Source organism: Bacillus zhangzhouensis, from assembly GCF_000715205.1.
GTDB lineage: Bacteria > Bacillota > Bacilli > Bacillales > Bacillaceae > Bacillus > Bacillus zhangzhouensis.
The window spans coordinates 1-25,552 of the sequence record NZ_JOTP01000034.1; the positions used below are offsets into that span (position 1 = coordinate 1).

At 41.8% G+C, this 25,552-nt stretch carries 24 protein-coding genes and 1 pseudogene; 19 read left to right on the top strand and 6 right to left on the bottom strand.

The features are described 5' to 3' along the window. Positions 1 to 130: 130 nt before the first annotated feature. Positions 131 to 256 (bottom strand): YjcZ family sporulation protein, encoded by a 126-nt coding sequence (locus BA70_RS21000; protein WP_008342643.1) that lies wholly within the window; start codon positions 254 to 256, stop codon positions 131 to 133. Positions 257 to 524: 268 nt separating this feature from the next. On the opposite strand from BA70_RS21000, the gene BA70_RS17145 reads away from it, so the two are divergent. From BA70_RS17145 to BA70_RS17175, 6 genes are all read left to right on the top strand, one after another. Further along, a complete protein-coding gene (locus tag BA70_RS17145; RefSeq protein ID WP_034324818.1) occupies positions 525 to 1,127 on the top strand; it encodes a class I SAM-dependent methyltransferase in 603 nt (200 codons plus the stop codon). Between the two features lie 465 nt (positions 1,128 to 1,592). Further along, positions 1,593 to 2,807 (top strand): formaldehyde dehydrogenase, glutathione-independent, encoded by a 1,215-nt coding sequence (gene fdhA, locus BA70_RS17150; RefSeq protein WP_034324821.1) that lies wholly within the window; start codon positions 1,593 to 1,595, stop codon positions 2,805 to 2,807. A 98-nt stretch (positions 2,808 to 2,905) separates the two neighbouring features. Then, positions 2,906 to 3,406, top strand: coding sequence for a class I SAM-dependent methyltransferase (locus BA70_RS19155; RefSeq protein WP_051691183.1), 501 nt, complete (start codon positions 2,906 to 2,908; stop codon positions 3,404 to 3,406). A 44-nt stretch (positions 3,407 to 3,450) separates the two neighbouring features. Further along, positions 3,451 to 4,200, top strand: coding sequence for a glucose 1-dehydrogenase (locus tag BA70_RS17160; RefSeq protein WP_034324885.1), 750 nt, complete (start codon positions 3,451 to 3,453; stop codon positions 4,198 to 4,200). A 372-nt stretch (positions 4,201 to 4,572) separates the two neighbouring features. Continuing rightward, complete coding sequence (locus BA70_RS17170; RefSeq protein ID WP_034324825.1) at positions 4,573 to 5,793, top strand: MFS transporter; 1,221 nt, start codon at positions 4,573 to 4,575, stop codon at positions 5,791 to 5,793. 70 nt (positions 5,794 to 5,863) lie between these two features. Then, the gene (locus tag BA70_RS17175) at positions 5,864 to 6,904 is read left to right on the top strand and encodes a 2,3-butanediol dehydrogenase (protein WP_034324828.1); all 1,041 of its coding nucleotides are present in this window, start codon (positions 5,864 to 5,866) and stop codon (positions 6,902 to 6,904) included. A gap of 129 nt (positions 6,905 to 7,033) precedes the next feature. On the opposite strand, the gene BA70_RS17180 is transcribed toward BA70_RS17175, so the two are convergent. From BA70_RS17180 to BA70_RS17195, 4 genes are read right to left on the bottom strand one after another with little or no spacing between them, the layout of a single operon-like run. After that, a complete protein-coding gene (locus BA70_RS17180; RefSeq protein ID WP_034324830.1) occupies positions 7,034 to 7,747 on the bottom strand; it encodes an amino acid ABC transporter permease in 714 nt (237 codons plus the stop codon). A gap of 12 nt (positions 7,748 to 7,759) precedes the next feature. After that, entirely contained in the window at positions 7,760 to 8,458 is a 699-nt protein-coding gene (locus BA70_RS17185) for an amino acid ABC transporter permease (RefSeq protein ID WP_034324832.1), read from the bottom strand. Then, entirely contained in the window at positions 8,455 to 9,315 is an 861-nt protein-coding gene (locus BA70_RS17190; RefSeq protein WP_034324835.1) for an amino acid ABC transporter substrate-binding protein, read from the bottom strand. The genes BA70_RS17185 and BA70_RS17190 overlap by 4 nt, the downstream gene beginning before the upstream one ends. Further along, entirely contained in the window at positions 9,312 to 10,076 is a 765-nt protein-coding gene (locus tag BA70_RS17195; protein WP_034324888.1) for an ATP-binding cassette domain-containing protein, read from the bottom strand. The genes BA70_RS17190 and BA70_RS17195 overlap by 4 nt, the downstream gene beginning before the upstream one ends. Before the next feature lie 146 nt (positions 10,077 to 10,222). Between BA70_RS17195 and BA70_RS17200 the strand changes: the two genes are divergently transcribed. The 9 genes and pseudogenes from BA70_RS17200 to BA70_RS17245 all read left to right on the top strand — a co-directional run bounded on the left by BA70_RS17200 (position 10,223) and on the right by BA70_RS17245 (position 18,932). Next, positions 10,223 to 11,392 carry an acyl-CoA dehydrogenase family protein gene (locus BA70_RS17200; protein ID WP_034324837.1) on the top strand — a complete coding sequence of 390 codons (1,170 nt, stop codon included), beginning with the start codon at positions 10,223 to 10,225 and terminating at the stop codon, positions 11,390 to 11,392. 118 nt (positions 11,393 to 11,510) lie between these two features. Continuing rightward, positions 11,511 to 12,299, top strand: a complete 789-nt coding sequence (blaBPU, locus tag BA70_RS17205; protein WP_034324889.1) for a BPU family class D beta-lactamase — start codon at positions 11,511 to 11,513, stop codon at positions 12,297 to 12,299. A gap of 91 nt (positions 12,300 to 12,390) precedes the next feature. Further along, positions 12,391 to 14,154 (top strand): annotated as a pseudogene (locus tag BA70_RS17210) (RHS repeat domain-containing protein); the annotation flags it as partial. Between the two features lie 10 nt (positions 14,155 to 14,164). After that, positions 14,165 to 14,776, top strand: coding sequence for a hypothetical protein (locus BA70_RS17215; RefSeq protein ID WP_034324839.1), 612 nt, complete (start codon positions 14,165 to 14,167; stop codon positions 14,774 to 14,776). A 458-nt stretch (positions 14,777 to 15,234) separates the two neighbouring features. After that, a complete protein-coding gene (locus BA70_RS17225) occupies positions 15,235 to 16,104 on the top strand; it encodes an alpha/beta hydrolase (RefSeq protein ID WP_034324841.1) in 870 nt (289 codons plus the stop codon). 78 nt (positions 16,105 to 16,182) lie between these two features. After that, positions 16,183 to 16,539 (top strand): winged helix-turn-helix transcriptional regulator, encoded by a 357-nt coding sequence (locus BA70_RS17230; RefSeq protein WP_034324843.1) that lies wholly within the window; start codon positions 16,183 to 16,185, stop codon positions 16,537 to 16,539. Between the two features lie 331 nt (positions 16,540 to 16,870). Continuing rightward, the gene (gene hxlA, locus BA70_RS17235) at positions 16,871 to 17,503 is read left to right on the top strand and encodes a 3-hexulose-6-phosphate synthase (protein ID WP_034324845.1); all 633 of its coding nucleotides are present in this window, start codon (positions 16,871 to 16,873) and stop codon (positions 17,501 to 17,503) included. Continuing rightward, positions 17,500 to 18,057: a 6-phospho-3-hexuloisomerase gene (gene hxlB, locus BA70_RS17240; protein WP_034324847.1), complete on the top strand. Its 558-nt coding sequence runs from the start codon at positions 17,500 to 17,502 to the stop codon at positions 18,055 to 18,057. Before hxlA ends, hxlB begins: the two co-directional genes overlap by 4 nt. A gap of 149 nt (positions 18,058 to 18,206) precedes the next feature. Next, positions 18,207 to 18,932, top strand: coding sequence for a DsbA family oxidoreductase (locus tag BA70_RS17245; RefSeq protein WP_034324848.1), 726 nt, complete (start codon positions 18,207 to 18,209; stop codon positions 18,930 to 18,932). Positions 18,933 to 18,975: 43 nt separating this feature from the next. On the opposite strand, the gene BA70_RS17250 is transcribed toward BA70_RS17245, so the two are convergent. Continuing rightward, a complete protein-coding gene (locus BA70_RS17250; protein ID WP_034324850.1) occupies positions 18,976 to 20,067 on the bottom strand; it encodes a GntR family transcriptional regulator in 1,092 nt (363 codons plus the stop codon). A gap of 275 nt (positions 20,068 to 20,342) precedes the next feature. On the opposite strand from BA70_RS17250, the gene BA70_RS17255 reads away from it, so the two are divergent. The 4 genes from BA70_RS17255 (at position 20,343) to BA70_RS17270 (ending at position 25,530) form a co-directional block, all read left to right on the top strand. Beyond that, on the top strand, positions 20,343 to 21,968 hold the full coding sequence (locus BA70_RS17255) for a xylulokinase (RefSeq protein ID WP_034324852.1): 1,626 nt from the start codon (positions 20,343 to 20,345) through the stop codon (positions 21,966 to 21,968). Next, the gene (locus BA70_RS17260; RefSeq protein WP_034324854.1) at positions 21,962 to 22,666 is read left to right on the top strand and encodes an L-ribulose-5-phosphate 4-epimerase; all 705 of its coding nucleotides are present in this window, start codon (positions 21,962 to 21,964) and stop codon (positions 22,664 to 22,666) included. The genes BA70_RS17255 and BA70_RS17260 overlap by 7 nt, the downstream gene beginning before the upstream one ends. A 17-nt stretch (positions 22,667 to 22,683) precedes the next feature. Next, positions 22,684 to 24,105: an L-arabinose isomerase gene (gene araA, locus BA70_RS17265; RefSeq protein ID WP_034324856.1), complete on the top strand. Its 1,422-nt coding sequence runs from the start codon at positions 22,684 to 22,686 to the stop codon at positions 24,103 to 24,105. An 84-nt stretch (positions 24,106 to 24,189) separates the two neighbouring features. Continuing rightward, a complete protein-coding gene (locus BA70_RS17270) occupies positions 24,190 to 25,530 on the top strand; it encodes a sugar porter family MFS transporter (protein ID WP_034324859.1) in 1,341 nt (446 codons plus the stop codon). Positions 25,531 to 25,552 lie beyond the last annotated feature (22 nt).

Here is a 25,552-nt window from a genome sequence, read left to right on the forward strand (position 1 = left end):
GTCAATAAAGAACAAATTGAAATATAGCAGCAAGAAATTCTCAGACGTACTATGTACAATTACAATTACCCAACTTATTGGTATTAAAGAAAAGGAGCAGGAAACGTCATAGTTTCCTGCTCCTTTTACATTAGCAAATCCAGCTTGCACCGATGATGATCAACAAAATGAACAGTACAACAAGCAATGCGAATCCGCCTGCAAAACCGCCACCGTAGCCACCGCAGTAGCCTCCAGAATAACCGCCAAAGCCCATAATCTAGCACCACCTTTATCTAATCAAGATACATTCATAAAATATGCAGCACCTGCAGAAAACGAAATCAATCTGAGCACAATTAATGAAAACGCCTATTCGATCAAAAATTTTTAAAAGTTCTGCGAAACATTTTCTGAAAAGGTGCCGTCTAATTAAGGACAATTAAATTAGGACTAGGTCTTAACCTTTGTTAGGTGAGAGCCGATATGAAAAGTAAGAAAATTCGTAAATAGTTTTATTTACTCGTGCAAAGCAGGTGTTAACATTGATTCAAAGCTGGATTGGAAAACAAATGAGGGAACCAAAAGGCTTGTTCTCAAAATGGGTTGCCCGCTATATGGAAAAAAATCATCATAATATCAATCAATGGACGATTCAACTCTTAAATATACAAGAAAATGACCGAATTTTAGAAATTGGCACTGGAAGAGGCATGACATTATCAAAAGTAGCAGAAAAACTCGATCGAGGAAAAGTGTATGGAGTGGATGCCTCTCGTCATATGATCAAATATGCAAAAAGAAAAAATAAGAAGCTAGTGGAACAGGACAAAGCCATCATTACTCTTGGAAAGGCTGAACAGTTACCTTTTGAAGACAGATCATTCAATAAATTATTTACGGTGCAGACCATTTATTATTTGCCAGATATCGAACAGGTGATGAAGGAAGTGTACCGCGTCCTTCAAGTGGATGGAGAAGTATTCTTATCTTTTCAAAAGCAGGAGCTGATGAAGAAACATAAACGTTCACAGTCTTTATCATCGTACAGTGAACAAGAGATCAGCCGACTATTTTCAGCGTATCACTTTAGAGACGTCTCGGTTTATCACTATGATACATACATCTGTATCAAAGCCTTAAAATGATGAAAATATTTCCCAGGTAATGAACAAGCACTCAAAAAAGGGGCTCTTCTCAGAGGAGCCTCTTTGCATGTAAAGCGACAGTGTCAACAAATAAAGGCTCTTTATGAGATGAGCCTTTCAGCGTGTAGACAAACCCTCGCATCTCTTCATGAGAAGAGCCTTTTGCATTCATTTCATATATAGGGGCCAGCCAGGTGTGTAAGGAATGATAGTATATATAAGGAATTTGTTTGTCGATTAAGGATACCTGTCTGGCTTATTTTTTATATCGACACCCTTTTACAAAAGTTTAGCTTTTTTTTCAATATTTTCTTTTTTATTTGACTGGGAGATACATTTTTCTCTAACTGATAGACAATCATTCATGTCTTTTTGTGACAATGTGCGGTTTGAAGAAGGGAAACGTCGAAAGATAGAGAAAATTGTAGAGACTTCATTTTTAAACAAAAAGGGAGGAATGGAGACATGTCGGGAAACAAAGGTGTCGTTTATAAAGGGGCAGGAAATGTAGCAGTTGAGGATATTGGATACCCTGATTTGGTCTTAAAGGATGGCCCAGGTGTACCTAAAGCCAATGTTGGGCGCAAATGTGAGCATGGCGTTATTTTAAAAGTGGTGACCACAAACATTTGCGGAAGTGACCAGCACATGGTGAGAGGGCGTACGACTGCACCTGAGGGACTTGTCCTTGGTCATGAAATTACAGGTGAAGTCGTTGAGGTTGGACGAGATGTAGAGTTTATTCAAAAAGGAGACCTCGTGTCTGTTCCGTTTAATATTGCTTGCGGACGCTGCGTCATGTGTAAGGAACAAAAAACCCATGTGTGCTTAAATGTAAACCCAGATCGTCCTGGCTCCGCCTATGGATATGTGGATATGGGCGGATGGGTTGGCGGTCAATCCGAGTACGTCATGGTTCCATATGCAGATTTCCAGCTACTCAAATTTCCGGACAAAGATCAGGCAATGGAAAAAATACTGGATTTGACGATGCTTTCAGATATTTTCCCGACAGGTTTTCATGGTGCTTATACGGCTGGAGTAAAGCCGGGCTCTACCGTATATATTGCTGGGGCAGGGCCAGTAGGTCTTGCAGCAGCACATTCCGCTCAGCTCCTTGGCGCCTCTGCTGTGATCGTTGGTGATCTGAATGAGCAAAGGCTGGAGCAGGCCAGAAGCTTCGGCTGCGAGACGATCAATTTACGAAAGCATGATCGAATCGGCGAACAAATCACGAATATCTTAGGAGAGCCAGAAGTTGACTGTGCCGTCGATTGTGTCGGCTTTGAAGCTTCAGGTCATGGAGATCAGGGAGAAGCACCTGCGACCGTTTTAAATACAATTATGGATATTACAAAAGTTGGCGGTAAACTTGGAATTCCTGGGCTTTACGTCACTGAAGATCCAGGTGCAGTAGACGAGGATGCAAAAGTCGGTTCTCTTAAAGTACGAATTGGACTTGGCTGGGCCAAAGCGCATACTTTTGTGACAGGTCAAACCCCTGTCATGCAATATCATCGCAGTCTCATGAAATCCATCTTAAGCGGAAGGGCACAAATCGCCAAAGCCGTCAATGCGACCGTTATTGACCTCGATCAAGCCCCTAAAGGATACAGTGATTTTGATTCGGGTGTGGCGAAGAAATTTGTGATAGATCCGCATGGGATGATTGCACGATAATTTTTTAAATGAAAGGGGCCGTTCATAAAATAGGACGGCTCTTTATTTTGAGAAGAACATATAGAATACACAACACATGATCAAAGGGGAGGAAAAGGATGAATTCAGATCAGGCGAAAAGAAAAGTTGTAGAACAATTTGGGAGAAATGCAGAAAAGTATGTGACGAGTCAAGCTCATGCAAAGGGAGCAGATCTCGATCTAATAGTTGAATGGACAGCTCCAGAAGAAAGCTGGGTCGTACTCGACATAGCAACTGGTGGCGGTTATACGGCAAAAGCACTAGCTCCATATGTGTATCAAGTGTTTGCGACGGATTTAACGAAAGAGATGCTTTCAAATACATCACTTCATTTAAAAGCGTATTCTCACATTTTTTATGTACTAGCAGATGCAGAAACAGTGGAACGAAAAAAACGTTATCCGTTTCAAGAATGGGTAAAGAGAACAACAAAATCTTTAAATGAAGAAAAGAGAGTTATAGAATATATGTTAGATGCTAATAAGAAAATAAAGCAATATTATAGATTAAAGATGAAAGAAGATAAAATAGAATCGATAGAGGTGGATGACTGGAACGTTCTTTTCAGGAAAGAATAAAAGTGCTTAATTCATACCAGATATAGAAAGGAATTAATTATATGATCCATTTTGAAGGGAAAACCGTCATCATCACAGGCGCAGCAAATGGAATTGGTGAAGCAATCGCCTACGGCTATGCAAAAAAAGGGGCGCGTGTCGTGCTTGCGGATATTGATGAAGAGAAGGGCAAGCGTTTGGAGGAGGAGCTCAGAAAAGAGTCCTTTGAAGTTTATTTTATTAAAACGGATGTGAAACAAGAGAAGGATATCCAGCGCTTGATGACGTTTGCAGCGGAGCACTGTCAAACGATTGATATCCTCATCAATAATGCCGGCGTCATGTGCACAGCATCGCCTTATGAGTTAACGGTTGATGAGTTTGATCATGTGCTGCATACAAACCTAAGAGGAACTTTTTTATGTGCTAGAGAAGCGGCACGTTATATAAAAGAGAATCAAAAAGGAGGTTCCATTGTGAACATCTCATCCACTCGCGCGACAATGTCAGAACCTGATACAGAAGCGTATGCGGCATCAAAAGGCGGGATATCAGCGCTTACTCATGCCCTGGCGGCTTCCTTTAGTCAGGATCACATAACGGTGAATAGCATTTCACCTGGATGGATTGAAACGAAATATGAGAATAGTCTTCGAGAGATCGACCATCAGCAGCATCTTTCCAATCGAGTCGGTACGCCAAAGGATATTGTCAAAGCTTGTTTTTATTTAACAGATGAAGACAATCAATTTGTGACGGGCTCAGATTTAGTCGTTGATGGCGGGATGACAAGAAAGATGATTTATGCTGATTAATATAAAAAATATTGACGCTTTGATTCATCCGCAGTACAATATGTAACAATTCAGCTGAAGATCGAGTAAAAAAAGAAAACAAAGCGCAAATAGAGAAGAGTACATAGTCGCTGCCTCACACAGAGAACTCCGTTGAGCTGAGAAGGAGCTGGGAAGCGTTATGGAACCAAGCCTCTTAGCTCTGCACCGGATTCCTTCGGATGGTGGTGTAGCGAAATTCTCCCGTTACAGAGAAGGGTTAATGAATGACCTGCTAAGGTTCATCTGGCAACAGATGAATGAACTGAGGTGGCAACGCGGAGTAAATCCCGTCCTCAAGACAGAAATGTCTTGGGGGCGGGATTTTTTTGATGACAAATAGGGGGGACAATGATGAAAAAACATTGGCGGGATATGAGTATTTTACTTGGAGCCATCGGCATTGCGAACATAGGAGAATGGATTTATATGATTGCCCTCCATCTGCTCATTTTTCAAGAAACAGGCTCTGTGCTTGCTGTAACAGCTATCTATATGCTAAGACCGGCTGCTGCTCTTTTGACAAATAGCTGGTCTGGCAGTTTGATTGACAGGCTGAATCAGCGGAATGTGATGATCAGTTTAGATATAACCCGCGCGATTCTGATTGCCTGTATCCCCTTTGCCTTATTTTCAGGACACCTGCTGATCCTATATGTGATGGTGTTTCTCATTCAGATGGCACAAGCGATGTTTCATCCAGCGTCGATGGTGTACATGACAGGGCTTATCCCGGCGGGTAACCGAAAACGGTTTAATGCCATTCGGTCTTTATTACAATCGGGTGGATTTTTACTTGGACCCGCAGTAGCAGGGCTACTTTTTTTGATCGGTACACCTGTCTTTTCAATGTATGTAAATGCAATCTGCCTATTTATATCTGCTCTTTTGACGCTGTGTTTACCGATTTTGTCAAGATCAGCTGAAAGCCAAAAAGGCTTTTCCCTTTCAATGTTAATGGAGGATGCGAAGCTTGTTCTTCGATTTAGTCTGACGTCACGCCAGGTGATGGCGGTGTATTTATTATTTAGTGCCGCCATGACGGTACTGCCTACTGCCATTGACTCACTTGAAACAGCCTTTGCAAAAGAAGTGCTGATGCTGACCAATACAGAATATGGTCTTCTTGTCAGTATGGCTGGAGCGGGGATCATCTTAGGCGCATGTCTCAATTCGGTCATTGTCGAAAGGCTGCCTGTTTCCATCATGCTTGGGGTGGGCAGTTTGTTTGTTGCTTTTGGTTATTTGATCTATGCTTTTTCTAGCACATTATTGGTAGCGGCTGTTGGCTTTTTTGTTCTAGCATTCTTTTTAGCATTTGCTAACACAGGTTTTATGACGTTCTATCAAACGAATATCCCGGTAGAAGTGATGGGGAGAGTGACGAGCTTTTATGCTTTATGTGAAGCTATTCTGACGATTGGTATGACAGGAATCTCTGGCGGAGTTGCACATGTTTTATCTATACGAACATCCGTCATCACGGGGTGTATATGTATGCTTCTTGTCTGTCTATTTCTATGTTTTGTCATCTTTCGTCCATTGACTGACAAAAAAATAGTGCGTCTTACTTAGAAAATTAAAAAAATTATGTTACAATTATTTAAGTAAGTTAATTAAATTGATGAGAAAAGGAGTCTTATAAATGAAAGCACTACGCTGGCACGATCAAAAGGACATTCGACTAGAGGAAATTGACGAACCAACAGTTGCTCCAGGAAAAGTGAAACTAAAAGTGAAATGGTGCGGCATTTGTGGTAGTGATTTACATGAATATCTAGGAGGACCTATCTTCATTCCTGTGAATGAACCTCATCCACTGACAAAAGAAAAGGCACCTGTCACACTGGGACACGAATTTTCTGGTGAGGTTGTTGAAGTAGGAGAAGGCGTGAGCCATTACAAAGTAGGCGATCGAGTAGTTGTAGAGCCTATTTTTGCGACTCATGGGCACCAAGGTGCTTATAACTTAGATGAAAACATGGGCTTTTTAGGACTTGCCGGAGGCGGCGGTGGATTCTCTGAATATGTATCTGTCGATGAAGAATTACTTCATTTATTACCAGACGAAATTTCATATGAGCAAGGGGCGCTTGTAGAGCCTTCTGCAGTTGCTTTATATGCTGTTCGTTCTAGTAAAGTACAAGCTGGCGACACAGCGGCTGTGTTTGGCTGCGGACCAATTGGTTTACTTGTCATTGAAGCTTTAAAAGCAGCTGGCGCTACAGATATTTACGCAGTTGAATTATCGAAAGAACGCCAAGAAAAAGCAAAAGAGCTTGGAGCGATCATTGTTGATCCTTCTCAGTATGAAGATGTTGTTCAAGAAATTGCACGCCGTACAAACGGTGGCGTCGATGTTTCTTTTGAAGTGACAGGTGTACCTGTTGTATTGAAGCAAGCAATCCAATCAACTAGAATTTCAGGAGAAACTGTCATTGTAAGCATTTGGGAAAAGGGCGCAGAAATCATGCCAAATGATATTGTCATTAAAGAACGTACAGTTAAAGGAATTATCGGCTATAGAGACGTATTCCCTTCTGTATTAAACTTAATGAGAAAAGGCTATTTCTCCGCAGATACTCTCGTCACAAAAAAAATCAAGCTGGACGATGTGATTGAGGATGGCTTCCATGCTTTAATCAATGAAAAAGATCAAGTGAAAATTTTAGTCAGTGCTGAATAGTAAGACAACGAAGGGGAATGGCAAAAGCCATTCTCTTTTCTATTCATAGTGATCAATGGAAAGAGCAGGACAAATTCCTTTAATATACTTAAAAAAAGTCGATCAGGTTCTCGTGCCTGATCGACTTTTTTATCGTCCAAGAGATCTTCCGTACACGCTGACTCGTTTCTCTAATAAAGCAAAAGCTAGTTCAAAGAAAATGCTAAGCAGCCAATAGATCAAAGCAGATACGAGGTATGTTTCTAAAAACTGATAGCCATCATTTGCAATGATGCGAGAGATTCCCATGATTTCCAGTACACCAATTGTAAACGAAAGGGATGTGGCTTTTAATAACTGAATGAGCTGATTTCCTAGATTAGGTAAGGCAACCACAAATGCCTGCGGCAATATAATGCGCAGCATCGCCTGTCTTGTGGTCATGCCAACAATTTTCGCTGCTTCAAGCTGTCCTCTATCTACAGTCAGGAGTGCACTGCGCACCACCTCTGTTAAATGTGCGGCTGAATGCAGGCTGAAAGTAATGAGGGCAACAGCCAAGGGGGAGACCATATCTGGATGAAAGGTTAACCCGAATGTGCCGCTCATGTTGGTCAAAACAAAAGGGAGACCATAAAAGAAAGCAAACAGCTGAACAATGAGAGGGGTGCCTCTAAAAAATGAGACGTAGAGCGTGACAAACTGCCGAAGCACAGGAATACGAAAGAGACGAATGAAAGCAAAAACAGATCCAATCAAAAGGCTCACAGCCATGGAAACGAGTGCAATCAATAAAGTAAAAGGAACGCCTTTCAGAATATGCGGTACTTGGTCAATCGCAAATGGAATATCAATGGTTTGCATCAAATCGCCTCCTTAACGTGACAGGCTGGTACGGCCTTTCACAAATTTCTTTTCAAGCAGCATGGTGATCAGTTCAATGCTCATGCAGATAAGCCAATACACAATCGCAATGATCACGTACACTTCAAACATGCCGATTCCGTAGTTATTCCCTAAGATGATCTTGACCTGCCCCATGATATCAATAAGTCCGATTGTAAACGCAATGGCGGTGTCTTTCACGAGATCAATGGTGTAATTTCCGAGGTTTGGAAGTGCAATGAGGAAGGCCTGAGGGATAATGATCCTTATCAATGCCTGAGTATCTGTCATCCCAACAATGTAGGCCGCTTCAAGCTGATCTTTCCCAACAGACGAATACGCACTGCGGAAGACTTCAGATAAATAAGCGCCCGTATGCAAAGAGAATGTGATCATCACAAATAACACACGATCCCAATGATTGATTTGAATCCCCGCCACCAGCAAAAGCTGAGGCAGTCCAAAATAAATCAAGAATAGCTGAACAATTAAAGGCGTACTTCGTGTAAAAGATAGATAGATAACAGCCAATTGTTTCAGCACTGGGATTTGTTTAATTCGAATGCATGCAAATAACAGGCCGATGATGATGGCAAAAAACAATGACACCACAATAATAAGAAAAGTGAGTGGCAGGCGTTCAAGCACCTGTAAAAAGATACGCAGCCAATCTCCTGCTGTAAACGTCATGACGCTTCCTTCCTTTCTTCATATTGATAGCCTTGCTCTGATATGTAGTCAATATCTTGAAAGAAATCAACTCCGAACCACTTTTTGGAAAGAGCAGGTAATGTTCCATCATCAATCATCTCCTGTGTGACCCGATCCAATTCTCCTGCAAGTTGCTTTTGGCTAGGCTGTAAGACAAGATAGATGGGTTCCTTTGACACAATGCCGCCAACTTTGACCTTAAGGTGTAGATGCTTTTGAATCGTATCAAAGGTCGAAATGTTCATAAAAGCCGCATCGGACCGCCCGCTTTCTACTCGCTTTAAGTTAAGTTCATTTGAAGGGCTTTCAATAGTTGTCAGTGGAATTTTTGGATCATGTTCTTCATTATATTGATTTAATATGGAACGCAGCCCGCCGCTAGGACTGACGGGAGCCAGCTTTTTAGATGTCATATCGTCAAGCGATTGAATATCTTGCTCTGATTCATTCACAATTAAACCCGTCATCGAATAGCCGTACGGCACCTTAGGATAAATGAAACGCTTCTCGCGCTCAGGATTACTGAAAAACCAATTAGCCGCCATTTCAAATTTCCCGGCGCCTACACCAATTAAATTGGATTCTTCCTCGCCAAAGATAAAGTCAAAATGAACGTGAGGCAATCGTTTCTCCACTTCATTTAAATAGTCGATATTATAACCGATTGGCTCGTTTCGGTCATTTGTGGCTAAAAAAGGCGGATTGACTTCTGCACTTAGTGCAACTTTCACAATCTGTCTGCCATCCTCTGTCGTTGTTTTCACACTGCTGCAGCCAATGAGCGAGAGGAGAAACAAAAGGACACTAGCGGTAGTGAATGCTCTCTTTCGCTTCATCTGTCTTCCTCCGATCCTTGCCACATCCCGCGATGAATTCGTGATAAAAATTGCTTCGTCCGTTCATGCTGTGGCTTGATTAGGACGTCTTCCGGGGATCCCTGCTCAACAATTTCGCCATCCGCCATAAAGATCACCGTATCCGCTACGTCCTTTGCAAAAGAAATCTCATGAGTCACAATGACCATCGTCATCCCTTGGCTCGCAATATCTTTGATCATTTCAAGAATTTCTCCTACCATCTCTGGATCCAGTGCTGACGTAGGCTCATCAAACAAAAGCACCGCAGGATTCATCGCAAGAGCACGGGCAATCCCAATTCGCTGCTGCTGACCTCCGGATAATTCACTCGGAAACGCATCTTTTTTATGAAGCAGTCCAATGCGCGTTAAAAATTGCTCTCCGACCTTTTCTGCTTCTTTTTTAGACATGTTTTGAGACACAATCAATCCTTCTGTAATATTTTCAAGTGCTCGTTTATTTTGAAACAAGTGATAATGCTGAAACACCATGGAAGATTGCTGTCTGAGTTTTAAAAGGTCTTTTTTATGATATCGTTCAAATTGAATCGTGGCTTCTCCAACCGTCAGCTCTCCTTTGTCTGGAATATCGAGGCTGTTTAAACTGCGAAGAAGTGTTGTTTTTCCTGATCCGCTCGGTCCGATAATTGCGACCACTTCACCTTCTTGTACGGTGAAATCAATGCCTTTTAACACAGGGGTCTGCCCATAAGATTTATGTAGATTAGTAGCTGAGATCATAAAAGCATCACGTTCCTTTGACATATGTACTTAATATTGATAAAATTTAACACATTAAATCCTATAAGTAAAGTATGTTTTATTCATTCCAATTGGAATAATCAGCATGATCATAGATTGCGAGAAACAGAGGAGTTGGATACGTTTTGTCTAAAGCATTATTTGTCAATACAGATTTTCAAAGAACATGGCTTCATCAACTAGAGTCTCTTCGTGAAACGATCGAACAATCCGCAAAAGAACATGATGAAGGCGCTTATTTTCCTAAAAAGAATATAAAATCATTAGTAGACATGGGGTATACGACCTTGTCTCTGCCTGTTGAATATGGAGGCGGAGGTCAATCTGTGACGGATATGGTTCTATTTCAAGAGACGCTCGGCAGCATGGATGGAGCGACTGCCTTATCGATCGGCTGGCACCAAGGGGTGGTAGGTGAAATTTATGAAAAGAAACAATGGAGTGAAAAGCAGCTGAATTTTTTTGCTGAAGAAGTGAAGAAAGGTGCCCTTGTCAACCGGGCCGTGAGTGAGGCGCAGACAGGCAGTCCAACAAGAGGGGGCAAACCCGGGACAACTGCGACTAGATCAGGTGATCAATGGGTGATCAATGGACGCAAAATTTTCACAACAATGTCACCAGCGCTCACATACTTTTTAGTCGGCGTGTGGATCGAAGAAAAAGAAGCGCTAGGCTTCTTTTTAATTCATCGTGATACAAAAGGTGTTTCTATAGAAGAAACGTGGGATGTTGTGGGCATGAGAGGAACAGAAAGCCATGATTTGATTTTGGATCAGGTTGAGGTTTCAGACGATATGCTCGTTGAAGTGCAAAAAGGGCCTCGTGGCGGTACGTTAAATCCTTGGATCGCCCATATCCCTTCCTGTTATTTAGGAATTGCGCAAGCGGCAAGAGACTATGCTGTTCAGTATGCGATCACACATTCACCGAACAGCATCAGCGGAACGATTAGTGATCTGCCCAATGTCCAAAATCTCATTGGTGAAATCGATTTACTTTTAAAACAAGCACGTCACGTCATTTATTCAACGACTAAATTGTATGAACAGCCAGAAAAAAGAGCGCTTTTATCCAATGAATTCGGCGCTGTGAAGCATACAGTCGTCAATCATAGTCTGCAAATTGTCGATAAAGCCATGCGTTTAGTCGGCGCGAAAAGCTTAAGCCTTGGTTGTCCGCTTCAGCGTTACTATCGAGATATTCGTGCTGGACTTCATAACCCGCCAATGGACGATATGACGATTTCGAAAATAGCGAAGCAGGCCATTGAAGAAAAAAAAGAGAGCTCATATTAAACAGAAAGCCGGGTGAAACCGGCTTTTTTGTTTGAAAGAAAAGAGGACAAGCGTCCCTTATTTCTCATCGTTCAACATGCTACAATCGATGAAAATCATGGGAAAAGGAGAGATTGTTTTGAAGAAAAAGCACATGAAATGGCTGTTTTCCGGCGTCATGCTTATGGCGCTTTGTATGAGCCAGCCTTTATCAAGTGAGGGAACAGCTCCAACATGGTCAGTAGATGACATCATGAAAGATCGGGAAGGCACGTTTGTGATCCAAGAAGTAAACGAAAAGTCGCCTCGGGTGTATAACAAAAAAAGAGCGAACAAGCGCTTTGCGCCTCAATCAACGTTTAAGGTGGCAAATGCCCTAATCGGACTTCAAACAGGCGCAGTGAGAGATGAATACGATATTAAATATTGGGATGGGGTGAAAAGAGAGATTGACAGCTGGAATAGGGATCATACATTAGGATCTGGGATGAGAGATTCAGTCGTCTGGTACTATCAAGCCATGGCGCGTGACATCGGGGAAGAGCGCATGAGTCAGTGGGTGAAGGCCATTCATTATGGGAATCAAGACATATCTGGCGGAATCGATCAATTTTGGTTAAGCAGTACATTACGTATTTCCCCATTAGAACAAGTCCGTTTTCTCAAACAGCTATATGAAGAAAGACTCCCATTTGACCGTTCCGTCATGAAAACCGTCAAACGAATGATGATACAAGAAGAAGAGGAAAATGCCACCCTATACGGAAAAACAGGCTCCGGCTCAGGCATCGGCTGGTACGTAGGATTTATCAAATATAAAAGTAAAACCTACATCTTCGCTACAAACATTGAAGGCACGGGAATAGAAGCGAAAGCTATTACCTATCGAATATTCAAAAAATATCATTTGATTGAAGCATCCTTATAGGGTGCTTTTTTTATGAGTAAAAAGGGTATGTATTGATAAATTAATGATATATGGATTGGTTTGAAAGAATGATATATTTTTAGAAAATTATGGAACAGAAAAATATCACTTTAGCTATGATAAAAATGGGAACGAAACAACGGTTGTCAACAAAGAACAAAACACAACCAAAAATCGAACATTTGACCAACAAAACCGCATCACAAAGTTAACAGAGCGTGGCAGCAGCCAAACTTGGACGTATCCAGCCGATTCAGATAAACTGAAATCTTTTGAGTGGACACACGGAAATCAAAAAGGGACGAACCAATTCAGTTACAATAAGCTTGATCAAATGACGCAGATGAAGGATGCGAGTTCTACGTATTCGTTTGATTATGATGAAAATGGAAATGTCCAGTCATTTATAACAGGTAACGGCAGTGGTGCTAGCTTTGCTTATGATGAGCGCAATTTAATCAACGATCTGCATATTGGAACAAGCCAAGGCGCGACGATCTTAAACGAAGCCTACGAATATGATCAAAATGGAAACAGAATAACGGTTGATCAAGGAAGCAACGGGAAGATTCGTTATGAATATGGAAAATTAGATCAATTGATCAAAGAAACTCATCCAGATGGCACGGTTATTGAGTACACATATGATGGGTTTGGAAACAGAAAAAACGTCACGACTGAAAAAAATGGCACTAAAAAAATAATCAACGCATCATTCAACATCATGAACCAACTGACAAAGGTAAATGATGAGACTTTAACTTATGACAAAAATGGCAACCGAACGTCTGACAGGCAATTCCTTTATGAATGGGATGCAGAAGATAACATAACGGCCATTACGAAAAAAGGGGCAGACAAGCCATTTGTCACTTACAAATATGATGAGCGTGGATATAGAATTCAAAAAACAGTGAATGGGAAAGTCACCAATTATTTTTATGACGGTGATAGTCTGAATGTTTTATACGAAACAGATAAGGACAACGTAGTCACAAAAGCATACACATACGGTGACAGTGGACAACTCCTTGCATTCACGCAAAATGGAAACAAATATTTCTATCACTACAATGCACACAGTGATGTCATGGCCATCACAAATAGTGCAGGAAAAATCGTCGCTGAGTACGAATACGATACATGGGGCGTTCCAACAAAGGTGAAAGAAGATGAAGAAGTAAAAGGAAACCCATATCGCTATGCTGGCTACCGCTTCGATGAAGAAACAGGACTTTACTATTTAATCGCCCGCTACTATGAACCGAGAAACGGCGTATTCCTATCACTTGACCCAGACCCAGGAAGTGATGGAGATTCACTAGATCAAAATGGATATACCTATGGAAACAACAACCCGGTCATGAATGTGGACCCAGACGGCCATTGGGTATGGTTTGTTGTCAATGCAGGATTTGCGGTATATGATGGATATAAAGCACATAAATCAGGGAAAAATTGGAAAGGTGTGGCGGCTGCAACCGTATCAGGATTTTTGGGTGGTGGAAAGTTAAAGGGTGCAAAAAAGGTATTTAGTGCTGGGAAGAAGTCTTATAAACTTTCAAGGAAGAAAGTTAAAGCAAAAAGAACATATTCTAGTTATAGAAATGTAAAAAAGAAAACAGCTATAGTTAATAACAGGGCTACTAATGTAACAAAAAGGAATTTCGAGAAAAATCTTAGAAGACAAGGATGGAAAAAGTCTATAAGTAAAGATAGGCAAGTAATCATTATGAGTAAAAAAGGTTCAAGATATACATTGAGAAATAAGTCAAGAGATTATGATGGCCCTTCTGCTGATTACATTCCAAAAGGGGCCAAGCGCCCTTCTCTTAAAATAAGATTAAAGAAGTAGGTGTTTTTTATTGGTTAACAGTAAAGCTTTATTTATTCATTCAGGTAATGAATTCAAGGAATATAAAGTCTTGATTGAAAAAGTTTTTTATACAAATAAACATTTGCCTCATCAAGTATTTCGAGAGAATTTTAATTGTTTTTTGTTTCAAGAGTTTGATTGGGCTTTGAGTGATGAGATTTTAACAACAATAAAAACGCTATCAGGTTTAACACAAGATAAGGAATTTTTAACGGCAGTCCTTAAGCCGGATCCAGTAGAATACTATTTGAAGGAATTTGGTTATTATAATTGGCTGAGAACGAGTGTTGAAATTTCCGGTAAGGATTATGCAAATGCACTTTGGACTAGCCCAGAAGATTCTATGGCTGATGATATTTTCACTAACTCAAATAACGTTGTTTGGTTATCTAATTCTTTGGATTGGGCAATTTGGGGAGATAGGGATTTAGAAATTTGTATTTTAGCCACAAAATCTAAAAACTATTCTATACAAAATTTATTATCAGAAGATGGTTGGAAACCTCTGAATAGTATTTTGAAAGAGTGGTTAGAGTTATTATTTAGTGATGGAGAAAAATTTGACGAGTTTTGGGGGGAGTTAACCAGTAATTATTCCTGAATTAGCTCTTGATTATATAAAAATTGGGGGAATCCGAGAGAAGTAACTGTTTTTTATTTGACAATTTGTTGAGAAACTTTTTTTGAAAAAAACCATTGTTAGCTGTCAAGGAAACTTGGCAGCTTTTCTTATTATTTAATTGGGAATTATTTTAAGCTGTATCACTATAAGGGGAATTATGTTTTGGTTTTTAGATGAAAGTATCCAGAATCAAAATCCTGATTTTGATGTTAACTATCTAAATCAAATCAATGAATTTCATTACTTTAAAGAGTATAATGAACATGACGACTTGATCAATTGTAGTGCCCAGCACATCCCATATGAATCTGCGGCCCATCAAGCAGCCATCCATCTAAAATTCACCAATGTATCTTCTGTTCAAATAAAGATTTGAATTTAACAGACTAGTCTTTTCTCGACATTTATTCATCTCCATCCCAACATAGAAAGGTGCAATGACTTTGAATCGAATCATGAAATGGCTCTTATTTGCGGCGGTCATCGTTGGCTTATTGGTATGCGCATTCTTTGTGTTCCGTTTAAACCAGCCTAAGCCAACGACGAACATCCATTATGCAGACACACAAAACAAACAGCAAACACTCGATATGTATATGGCGAAGGGAAAAGATGAAGACAAAAAGAAGAAGCATCCAGTGATGATCTATCTTCATGGTGGCGGGTGGACAGGCGGTGATAAGAACAGAGTCGCTTCAAAGGCTGATTATTTTACTAATCAGGGGTATGTGTTTGTCTCGATGAATTACCGGCTGCACCCTGATGCCCAATTTGAACAGATGGCGGATGATACGGCAAACGCCATTAAGTGGGTCAAGGATCATGCGAATCAGTATCAAATAGATCCATCAAAAATCAATGTCATGGGTCACTCTGCGGGCGGTCATTTGACTGCATTGGTAGCCACAGATTCGACTTACCTAAATCGTGTGGGGCTGTCTCCAAAAACGATCAAATCCATCGTTGTTCTAGACGGACCGTTAAACATCAATCAATTTATCCAAGCCATACCATCGTACAAAAAAGTGTTTGGCAAACAAGAGGAAAACTGGACAAAGGCATCACCTGTCACTTATATGAATCAATCGAATTTACCGCCTGTCTATTTGGTCACGCGCTGGGAAAATCCTGAGGTGTACCGCTTTGCTGAAAAGCTGAATCATGATAAAGGTTCTCGGTTTGTTTTTCGGGTTCATACGTTGAGCCACAGTGACCTGAATAAGTGGTTTGGATCAGACAGGGCGCCAAAAGAAGCGCAAGAAATGACAAAAGCCGTCATGTCTTTTGTGAATAAACAGAATCAATAACGAAGACCGTATGCTAGGGCAATCTAAATTTGCCGCAGTATATGATAATGCGTACATGGTTTGTTATTAAAGGAGTGTATGTTGTTGTCATCACGAATGGAAAATAAAGTGTTCAACTGCGAAAAAGAGCTGACACTGAATATTATCGGCGGTAAGTGGAAAATGCTGATTTTATGGCACCTTGGCAGAGAAGGGACAAAACGTTTTGGTGAGTTAAAGTCGTTAATGCCTGGGATTACGCAAAGAATGCTTGTCAATCAGCTAAGAGAATTAGAGGAAGATCACATTGTGCACCGGGAGGTTTATCCCGTCGTTCCTCCAAAGGTTGAGTACTCTCTCACAGAACTAGGAGAAAGCTTAATGCCGATTTTAGAGGCGATGTATGATTGGGGCAAACAATATCTCGACAGCAATTTTTTAAAGGGTGATAAATAGAAATACCTACGATAGACAAAGGGCTAAAATGACTTTATTTTAGCCCTTTGTCTTCTTTTCAGCGTGATAGAAAACCTTTGAAGTCTAGGAAGGACGAGCACTGGCACGCAGGACTGACAACGAATGCGAAGGTTTGTCTACACGCTGAGATACTGGTCGAAAGACAGTATCTTTTTTGTAACCATATGCAAAAAAGTATAGTATGTAAAAAAAAAGTGCGTACTAGGATTGCTTCATTCCTGTTGTTATACTCGTTTCATGCAAGAAATATTCAAGAGGTATCATCCGCGGAGCTTTTGAAGATGATATAAATGAACAGGAGTGAATATTGATGAAATTACAATTAGCATTAGATTTAGTGAATATACCAGAAGCCATTGAGTTGATAAAAGAAGTAGAAGCATCCATTGATGTGGTCGAAATTGGGACACCGGTTGTGATCAACGAAGGGCTTCGTGCTGTAAAAGAAGTCAAGCAGGCTTTTCCGAATTTACGTGTACTCGCTGATCTGAAAATTATGGATGCTGCCGGCTATGAAGTGCAGCAGGCATCCGAAGCTGGAGCAGATATCGTCACCATTCTTGCAGCGGCAGAAGATATGTCCATTCAAGGAGCGGTGAAAGAAGCGAAAGCAAGAGGGAAACAAATTTTAGTGGACATGATTGGTATTAAAGATATCGCGGGCCGGGCAAAAGAACTGGATGAGCTTGGAGTAGATTATATTTGTGTGCACACAGGCTATGACCTGCAAGCGGTTGGTCAAAACTCATTTGCTGACCTCATGACCATTAAACAAGTCGTCAAACAGGCGAAAACTGCGATTGCAGGCGGTATTAAGCTTGATACGTTACCTGAAGTTGTGAAATTAAACCCTGATTTGATCATTGTCGGCGGCGGTATTGCAAGCCAGGACAATAAAGCAGAAGTGGCCGCACAAATGAAGCAGCTGATCTCGCAATCATGAAAACAAGTGACTATGTGAAAGCCATTTTGAATGAGCTTTCTGAGCACTCGTTAGCCCTTCAAGACGAACAAGCAGAGCGGCTTGTCACAAGCATTTTAGCTGCACGAAAGGTTTTTGTGGCAGGTGCAGGCAGGTCCGGTTTGATGGGGAAATCGTTTGCGATGAGACTCACTCATATTGGCATCGAGGCGTATGTAATCGGCGAAACGAATACGCCTTCCTTTACAGAAGAGGATCTCTTGATTGTGGGGAGTGGTTCTGGTCGAACAGAGACATTGCTTGTGCTTGCGAAAAAGGCAAGGGCAATTGGCGGAAGTGTTGCGTCTTTCACGCTTTCAGCTGAATCACCGATGGCTGATCTATCGGATGAAGCCATCTTACTGTCAGGTGCGCCGAAGGATCAACATGAAGGAAGCCATCATACCATTCAGCCGATGGGCTCGCTATTTGAGCAATCGTTACTTCTCATGTATGATGCGGTCATTTTGCGGTTGATGGAAATGAAAGAGCTCGACACACATACTATGTATGGACACCATGCAAATTTAGAATAGTGTTTTTCAAAGCCTTTCCTCTATTAGAAGGAGAGGCTTTTTCTGATAAATGGAGAACAAAATGAATGTGGCTTGACATAAGTGATTTAGTGTAACTATAATAGTTACATCTTTAAAGAAAAAACGTAAGCAGTGGAAGGAAGATGAAGATGAAAGTGCAAATTTGGTCAGATATCGCCTGTCCTTTTTGTTATATAGGAAAAAAACAGCTGGAAACAGCGCTTGAGCAATTCCCGCAGAAGGAACAGATAGAAGTAGAGTTTAAAAGCTTTGAGCTCGATCCGCATGCACCTGTACAAGTGGATTATGATGTGCATGATATGCTCGTCAAAAAATATGGAATGAGCCGCAGCCAAGCAATGGCGATGAATGAACAGGTGAAGCAAGCCGGTAAAGAGAAAGGAATTGATTTTCAATTCGATCCGCTCGTTTTGACAAACACCTTTGATGCACATCGATTGGCGCAATATGCTGGTAAAATAGGGAAAGGTGATCTCGTCATGGGAGAGCTGTTTCAAGCATATTTTACAGATGGAAAGCATGTTGGCGATCGCAAAACACTTTTAGACATTGCAGAAAAAGTAGGTCTTGATCAGAAAGAAGTTCAGAAAATTTTAGATGATCAAACGTTTGCTGATGATGTACGAAAAGATGAAAAAGAAGCGAGACAGCTCGGAATTTCTGCTGTTCCGTTTTTCTTAATAAACGACAAATATTCGGTTGCAGGTGCACAGCCAGCCGATACCTTCCTTCGTGCACTTGAAACGGCTTGGACAGAAGAAGCAGCTCAAGCTGAGAAGACGGGCGACACCTCTTTTGAAGCCGCATGTGCAGATGGCGTGTGTGCAGTGCCTTCTTCAAAAGAAGAGATTTAATCATATAAAAAAATGAGCCTTCTGTGAAAAGGGCTCATTTTTTTCATGTCTTCATTTGTTTGATCGTTTCACCAGGAACGAGTTCAGGCTCATAAAAGGTTTGATCAGGCAGATTCTTTTTTCCTTGGACTTTTTTTATCATCCAGTCTGCTGCATCTCGGCCCATTTGCTCCTGAGGATGTGTCAGCGTTGTCAGCTTCACATGGGCATTTTTTTGGGCAATATACGAATTATCCTGTCCAATAATCGAGAGATCATCTGGAATGGATAGACCGATTTCGCTGCATACATTAGCCACCTCTAACCCAACCTCATCGTTATAGCAAACGAGGGCGGTCAGCTCATGCTGGTGCGCCATTAAGAATGTTTTAATATGATCCCCCAAATGCTGCTTCGATTCTGTATCGAAAAAGAGCACATGCTCAGGCAGGAAATTAAGCTTGGCTTCACCTAGTGCCTGAATATAGCCCTTCATCCGGTATTTACCCTGTAAATCATCTGTCTTTGAAATCAGTCCGATTTGTTGATGTCCAGAGGTAATCAGCTCTTTTGTGGCTAGATAGCTGGACTTTACATCATCCAAACAGAGAAAAGGAACCTCTAATTGCTCATAATAGGCATTGATCATAATGAGCGGTACGTCCTGTTCTTTAAAGGATAGGTAGTACGAAATGTTCGGGTTATATAAGTTGCTTTTTGTCGGCTCGACAATCAGCCCATCCACACCAAAAGACAGCATCATTTCTAGCGCTTTTTTCTCTTGGTCGACATCGTTATTTGTACTAGCTAATAACAGAGAATAGTTCTCTTCATTTAAGCGGCTTTCAATGCCCCGAATGATAGATGGGAAAATGTAATCGGATATGTATGTGGTGATGACCCCAATCGTTTTCATATGAGCATGTCCAGCAGGCTTTGTTTGATATTGATTGGTCACAAATGTGCCTGAGCCTTTTTCACTTCGCAAAAATCCTTCGCTTGACAATTCCAAGATGGCTTTTCGAACCGTATGCCTGCTCACTTGATACATGTCCTGTAAGCTTGATTCGGTTGGAATACGCTCCCCGATCCGGTAATCCCCTGTGAGTATTTTGCTTTTTATATCATCGATAATGATCTGGTACTTCTTTTTCATCGTTTCACTTCTTTCCCAGTTGTTCATCTACTCGGATTGAGAAGAAATTGTATGGACATATTTTAACATGGTTGTCGAATCAAAAACAGGCGCTTTCACTTTTTGCCATATCATCTTCAAAGAATATGCTGTTTTTTGTCTGATTATGTATGTACAACTATATTTATTATTGACATATGTACGTACAAATATGATATTATGTTTGTGCACAGAGAAAATCAATGAATCTAGAAAAAGAAATTTGAAACCGCTATCAACATGGAGGTGAACGTAGAATGAATCATGAAGAGACGGCCAAAGCCATGAAAGAAGGAAGGACATCTTTAGGCATTGAATTTGGTTCAACACGAATTAAAGCCATTTTAATAGATGAAGCGTTTCAGCCAATTGCACAAGGTACATTTGAATGGGAAAGTTCTCTCCAGGAAGGAATTTGGACGTACAATTTAATTGATATCATTACAGGTCTTCAAGTGGCATATCGTCAGATGAAGGAGCAAGCTGAGCAAATGTATGGTGTGACCATTCAAACCATTGGCTCAATCGGGATATCAGCGATGATGCATGGCTATGTCGCATGTGATCATACAGGAGAGCTCCTCGTCCCGTTCCGAACGTGGCGGAATGCAACGACGATCGAGGCGAGTCAAAAACTAACGGATTTATTCCAATTTCATATTCCAGAAAGATGGAGTATTGCCCATTTATATCAAGCGATATTAGGAGAGGAAAAACATCTTTCCCGCTTAGAATATGTGACGACTCTGTCAGGATACATTCACTGGCTGTTAACCGGGAAGCAGGCCATTGGGATTGGCGATGCGTCGGGAATGTTTCCAATTGATGAAAAAACGAAGGATTATAACGAAGAGATGCTCCATCAATTTGATGCATTGATTGCAGAAAAAGGCTACCCGTGGAAGCTGCGTCATCTTTTGCCGCGTATCTATTTAGCGGGTGAAGAAGCTGGCGTGTTAACGCAAGCAGGAGCATCAATTTTAGATCAAGGCAAACATTTGCAGCCAGGTATTCCATTTTGTCCGCCAGAAGGTGATGCGGGAACAGGGATGGTGGCGACAAACAGTGTGGAAAGGCGAACAGGAAATATTTCAGTTGGGACCTCTGTTTTTGCCATGATTGTGTTAGAGCAGCATCTGACAGGTGTGTATCCAGAAGTGGATATGGTCACGACACCAGATGGACTGCCAGTAGCAATGGTTCATGCGAATAACTGTACAAGTGACCTAAACGCTTGGATGAATATATTTCGTGAAGCATTTGAAGCAATGGGTCAGCCAGTGGAGTCAGAAAGATTATACGGAGCCTTATTACAGCAATCCTTAGAAGCAGACCGTGATGGCGGCGGGCTCTTAAGCTATGGCTATTATTCTGGTGAAAATATTACAAGATTGCCAGAAGGAAGGCCGCTTTTTGTCAGGTCCGCTGAAAGCCGCTTTAACCTCGCCAACTTCATGCGTACCCACCTTTTTTCGGCATTTGGTGCAATGAAAATAGGGATGGATCGCTTAAAAGAACATGAGAATGTCGTGATTGATCGTTTACTAGGACATGGCGGTTTATTTAAAACACCACTCGTTGGTCAAAAAATGGTTGCTGCTGCACTTGATACACCTGTATCAGTGGTTTCAACAGCCGGAGAAGGCGGTGCGTTTGGGATGGCTGTCCTTGCTTCATATATGGTCAATCAAAAGCAGCAAACGTTGGCTGATTTTCTGACATATCAAGTGTTTGCGAGTACATCAGAAGAGCTCATCGAACCCGACCCACTCGATGTCAAAGGCTTTGAGGAATTTTTAAAGCGCTATCAAGAGGGACTCCCGATTGAAGAAGCGGCAGTAGCGTATCTGACGCCAAAGAGAGGAGTGACAACGGTATGTTAGAGCGGTTAAAAGAAGAAGTGTTTCAAGCGAATTTAGATCTGCCAAAATACGGACTTGTGAAGTTCACATGGGGAAATGTCAGTGCGTGCGATCGTGACAGCGGTCTGTTTGTCATTAAGCCGAGCGGCATAGCGTATGACCAATTATCAGCGGAAGACATGGTCGTTGTTGATTTTGACGGGCAAGTGGTGGAAGGGGAATTCAGTCCTTCTTCAGATACAGCCACACATGCTGTTCTTTACAAACACTATGAGGAAATTGGCGGCATTTCACATAGCCATTCCATGTGGGCAACCATATGGGCGCAAGCTGGTCTTGATTTACCCGCAATGGGCACAACTCATGCGGATACATTTTACGGCCCTGTTCCGTGCGCTCGATTTCTTACAGAAGAAGAAGTAAATCGCGGATATGAGGTGGAAACGGGCCGGCTGATCATTGAAACGTTTGAGAAAAGAAAGATAGATGTGATGGCGGTGCCTGGTGTTTTGCTTCAAGGTCATGGTCCATTTACGTGGGGAAAAGATGCAAAAAGTGCGGTGACGAACAGTGTGATTTTAGATGAAGTAGCCAAAATGAATCTTTTTGCAAAGCAATTGAACGAATATGCGGAGCCTCTTCCGCAACGAATTTTAGATAAACACTATTTAAGAAAACATGGTGCACATGCGTATTACGGACAAAAACCTTCAAGATAAAGAAAAGAGGGATTTCTATGTTAACAAGTCAGAAAAAAGAATGTTGGTTTGTCGTCGGGTCACAGCATTTATATGGAGATGAAGCACTGCAACAAGTAAAAGCAGACGCACAAAGGATGACGGATGCCTTAAATGAAAGCGGTTTATTACCTTATCCAATTATACTGCAGGAGCTGGCTGTCAGCGCAGATCAAATCACACAGCTGATGAAAGAGATCAACTATCGTGATGAGGTGATCGGTGTGATAACTTGGATGCACACATTTTCTCCAGCGAAAATGTGGATCCGCGGTACTTCTCTTTTGCAAAAGCCTCTCCTGCATCTCGTCACTCAATATTATGAAAAAATTCCGTGGGACACGATTGATATGGACTATATGAATCTCCATCAATCTGCACATGGAGACAGAGAATATGGCTATATCAATGCCCGCTTAAATAAGCAAAACCAAATTGTCGCCGGTCATTGGTCTAAACCAGAGGTGAAGCAGCAAATCGCTGATTGGATGGACGTTGCTGCTGCCTATCAAGAGAGCTTTCACATCAAAGTGGCTCGGTTTGGTGACAATATGCGCCATGTTGCTGTGACAGAAGGAGATAAAATTGAAGCGCAGATTCAACTTGGATGGACTGTTGATTACTTTGGGATAGGTGATCTCGTCGAATATGTAAACGCAGTAGAAGAAGCAGAAGTGGATGCACTATTTGCCGATTATTTGACGCAATATGACGTTCATTATGGGAGTTATTCGGTTGAAGAATGGGAAAGAAGTGTGAAGGTGCAAGCGCGTTATGAAATCGCCATCAAACGTTTCTTAGATGAAGGTGGCTACAATGCCTTTACGACAAACTTTGAGGATTTACATGGCATGAAGCAGCTGCCTGGCCTTGCGGTTCAGCGGCTGATGGGAAAGGGATACGGTTTTGCTGGTGAAGGCGATTGGAAAACTGCTGCGCTTGACCGTTTATTAAAGGTGATGAGTCATCATCAATCAACTGGCTTTATGGAGGACTATACGTATGAAATGACCTCTGGGCAGGAAGCGGTGCTGCAATCTCATATGTTAGAAGTAGATCCAGCACTTGCAAATACGAAACCAGTTATTGTTGTGTCTCCACTTGGCATTGGAAATCGGGAAGATCCAGCGCGTCTTGTGTTTGATGGAAAAGCAGGAGAGGGCATTGTTGTCTCCATCGCTGATTTTGGAACGCATTTCAAATGGCTGATTCAAGAAGTCGAAGCCTTTGAGCCGGAAGAAGCTGCGCCTCATTTACCAGTTGCTCGTGTGCTTTGGAAAATCAAACCGAACTTTCAGGACGGAGTCAAAGCATGGGTCGAACAAGGCGGCGGTCATCATACAGTCGTGTCTCTCGATTTAACGGTTGATCAAATTGTTCATTTTGCAAAGCTTGTAAATGCAGAATATGTGGTTTTATAGAAGAAGGGTGAAATGCCTTCTACTGTTTACAGTAGAAGGGCTGGGTGAAATGAAAGCGGTTTATTAAGTGAGGGGGTTATCCACTTGGAGAAAAAAGTGTCAAGTAAATTTATCTTCTTTTTCGGGTCCTTTGCAGGAATCTTATTCGGATATGATATTGGCATTATTGCAGGGGCGGAAGGACATATTCAACAAGAATTTCAGCTCAGTCCCTTATGGCTTGGGATTGTCGTCTCTTCATTAATGGGCGGAGCAATCATTGGTTCGATTTTAAGCGGTCTTATGGGGGATAAGTTCGGCCGCAGAAAGCTCATTTTGGTCTCATCGATCATCTTTTTTGTCGGAGCGATCGGATCAGCCATCGCACCAGAAGAGATTACATTAACCATTGCTCGTATTTTTTTAGGGACAGCAGTAGGAACAGCCTCATCTTTGGTGCCGGCTTACATGTCTGAAATCGCTCCTGCTAAAATCCGCGGGAAATTGTCCGGGCTCAATCAGCTCATGATTGTGAGCGGACTATTGCTCAGCTACATTGTCGCGTTTGTGTTTGAGCCCATCCCAGACAGCTGGCGCTGGATGCTGGGAAGTGCCGCTTTATTTGCGATTGTGCTTTATATTGGTATGCTGAGGCTCCCTGAATCTCCGAGATATTTAATTAAACACGGAATGGCTCATAAAGCACGGGAAGTATTAGGATCACTACGCTCTTCACGTGAAGAAATCGAAGCAGAAATGCAAGAAATTTTAGAAGTCGCAAAAGAAGAACGCTCAGGCATTCGGGAATTGTTCCAAAAGAAATTCCGAATGGCTCTCTTCATTGGGGTTGGGATGGCCACCCTTCAGCAAATACAGGGCGCCAACTCCATTGTGTATTATGCAACGAGTATCGCTAGAAATGTCGGTCTTGCTCCACAGGTCGCAGCAGGTTTTACAGTCATCGTTGGTGTCATTTTCGTCGTGACGACTGTTATCTTTTTACAATTTGTTGACCGGTTTGACCGCCGAACGATCCTCACCGTGGGGGGAACAGGAATGGCACTTTCCTTCTTTGCACCAGCGGCATTAGGTGCACTGGGAGTCAGTGAAGGGATTTTAAACTGGGTCACATTGATTTCACTTTGCTGCTTTATTTTGTGCTATGCCTTCTCGTGGGCGCCGATCACTTGGATCATCATCGGCGAAATCTTCCCGCTCTCTGTCAGGGGCATTGGAGCAGGCATTTCATCTGCCTTTAACTGGACGGGATCATTAGCTGTTGGACTCGTTTTCCCCATCTTGGCTGATCAATTCAGCTTTGGGGTCATCTTCTCCTCATTTGGGGTTATCTGCTTAATCGGACTATTGTTCACCCGTTTTGTTTTAGTCGAAACAAAAGGAAGAAGCTTAGAGCAAATCGAAACCGATATGGCTGCACGTGTATAAAGAAAACCATCTATCCCACGTG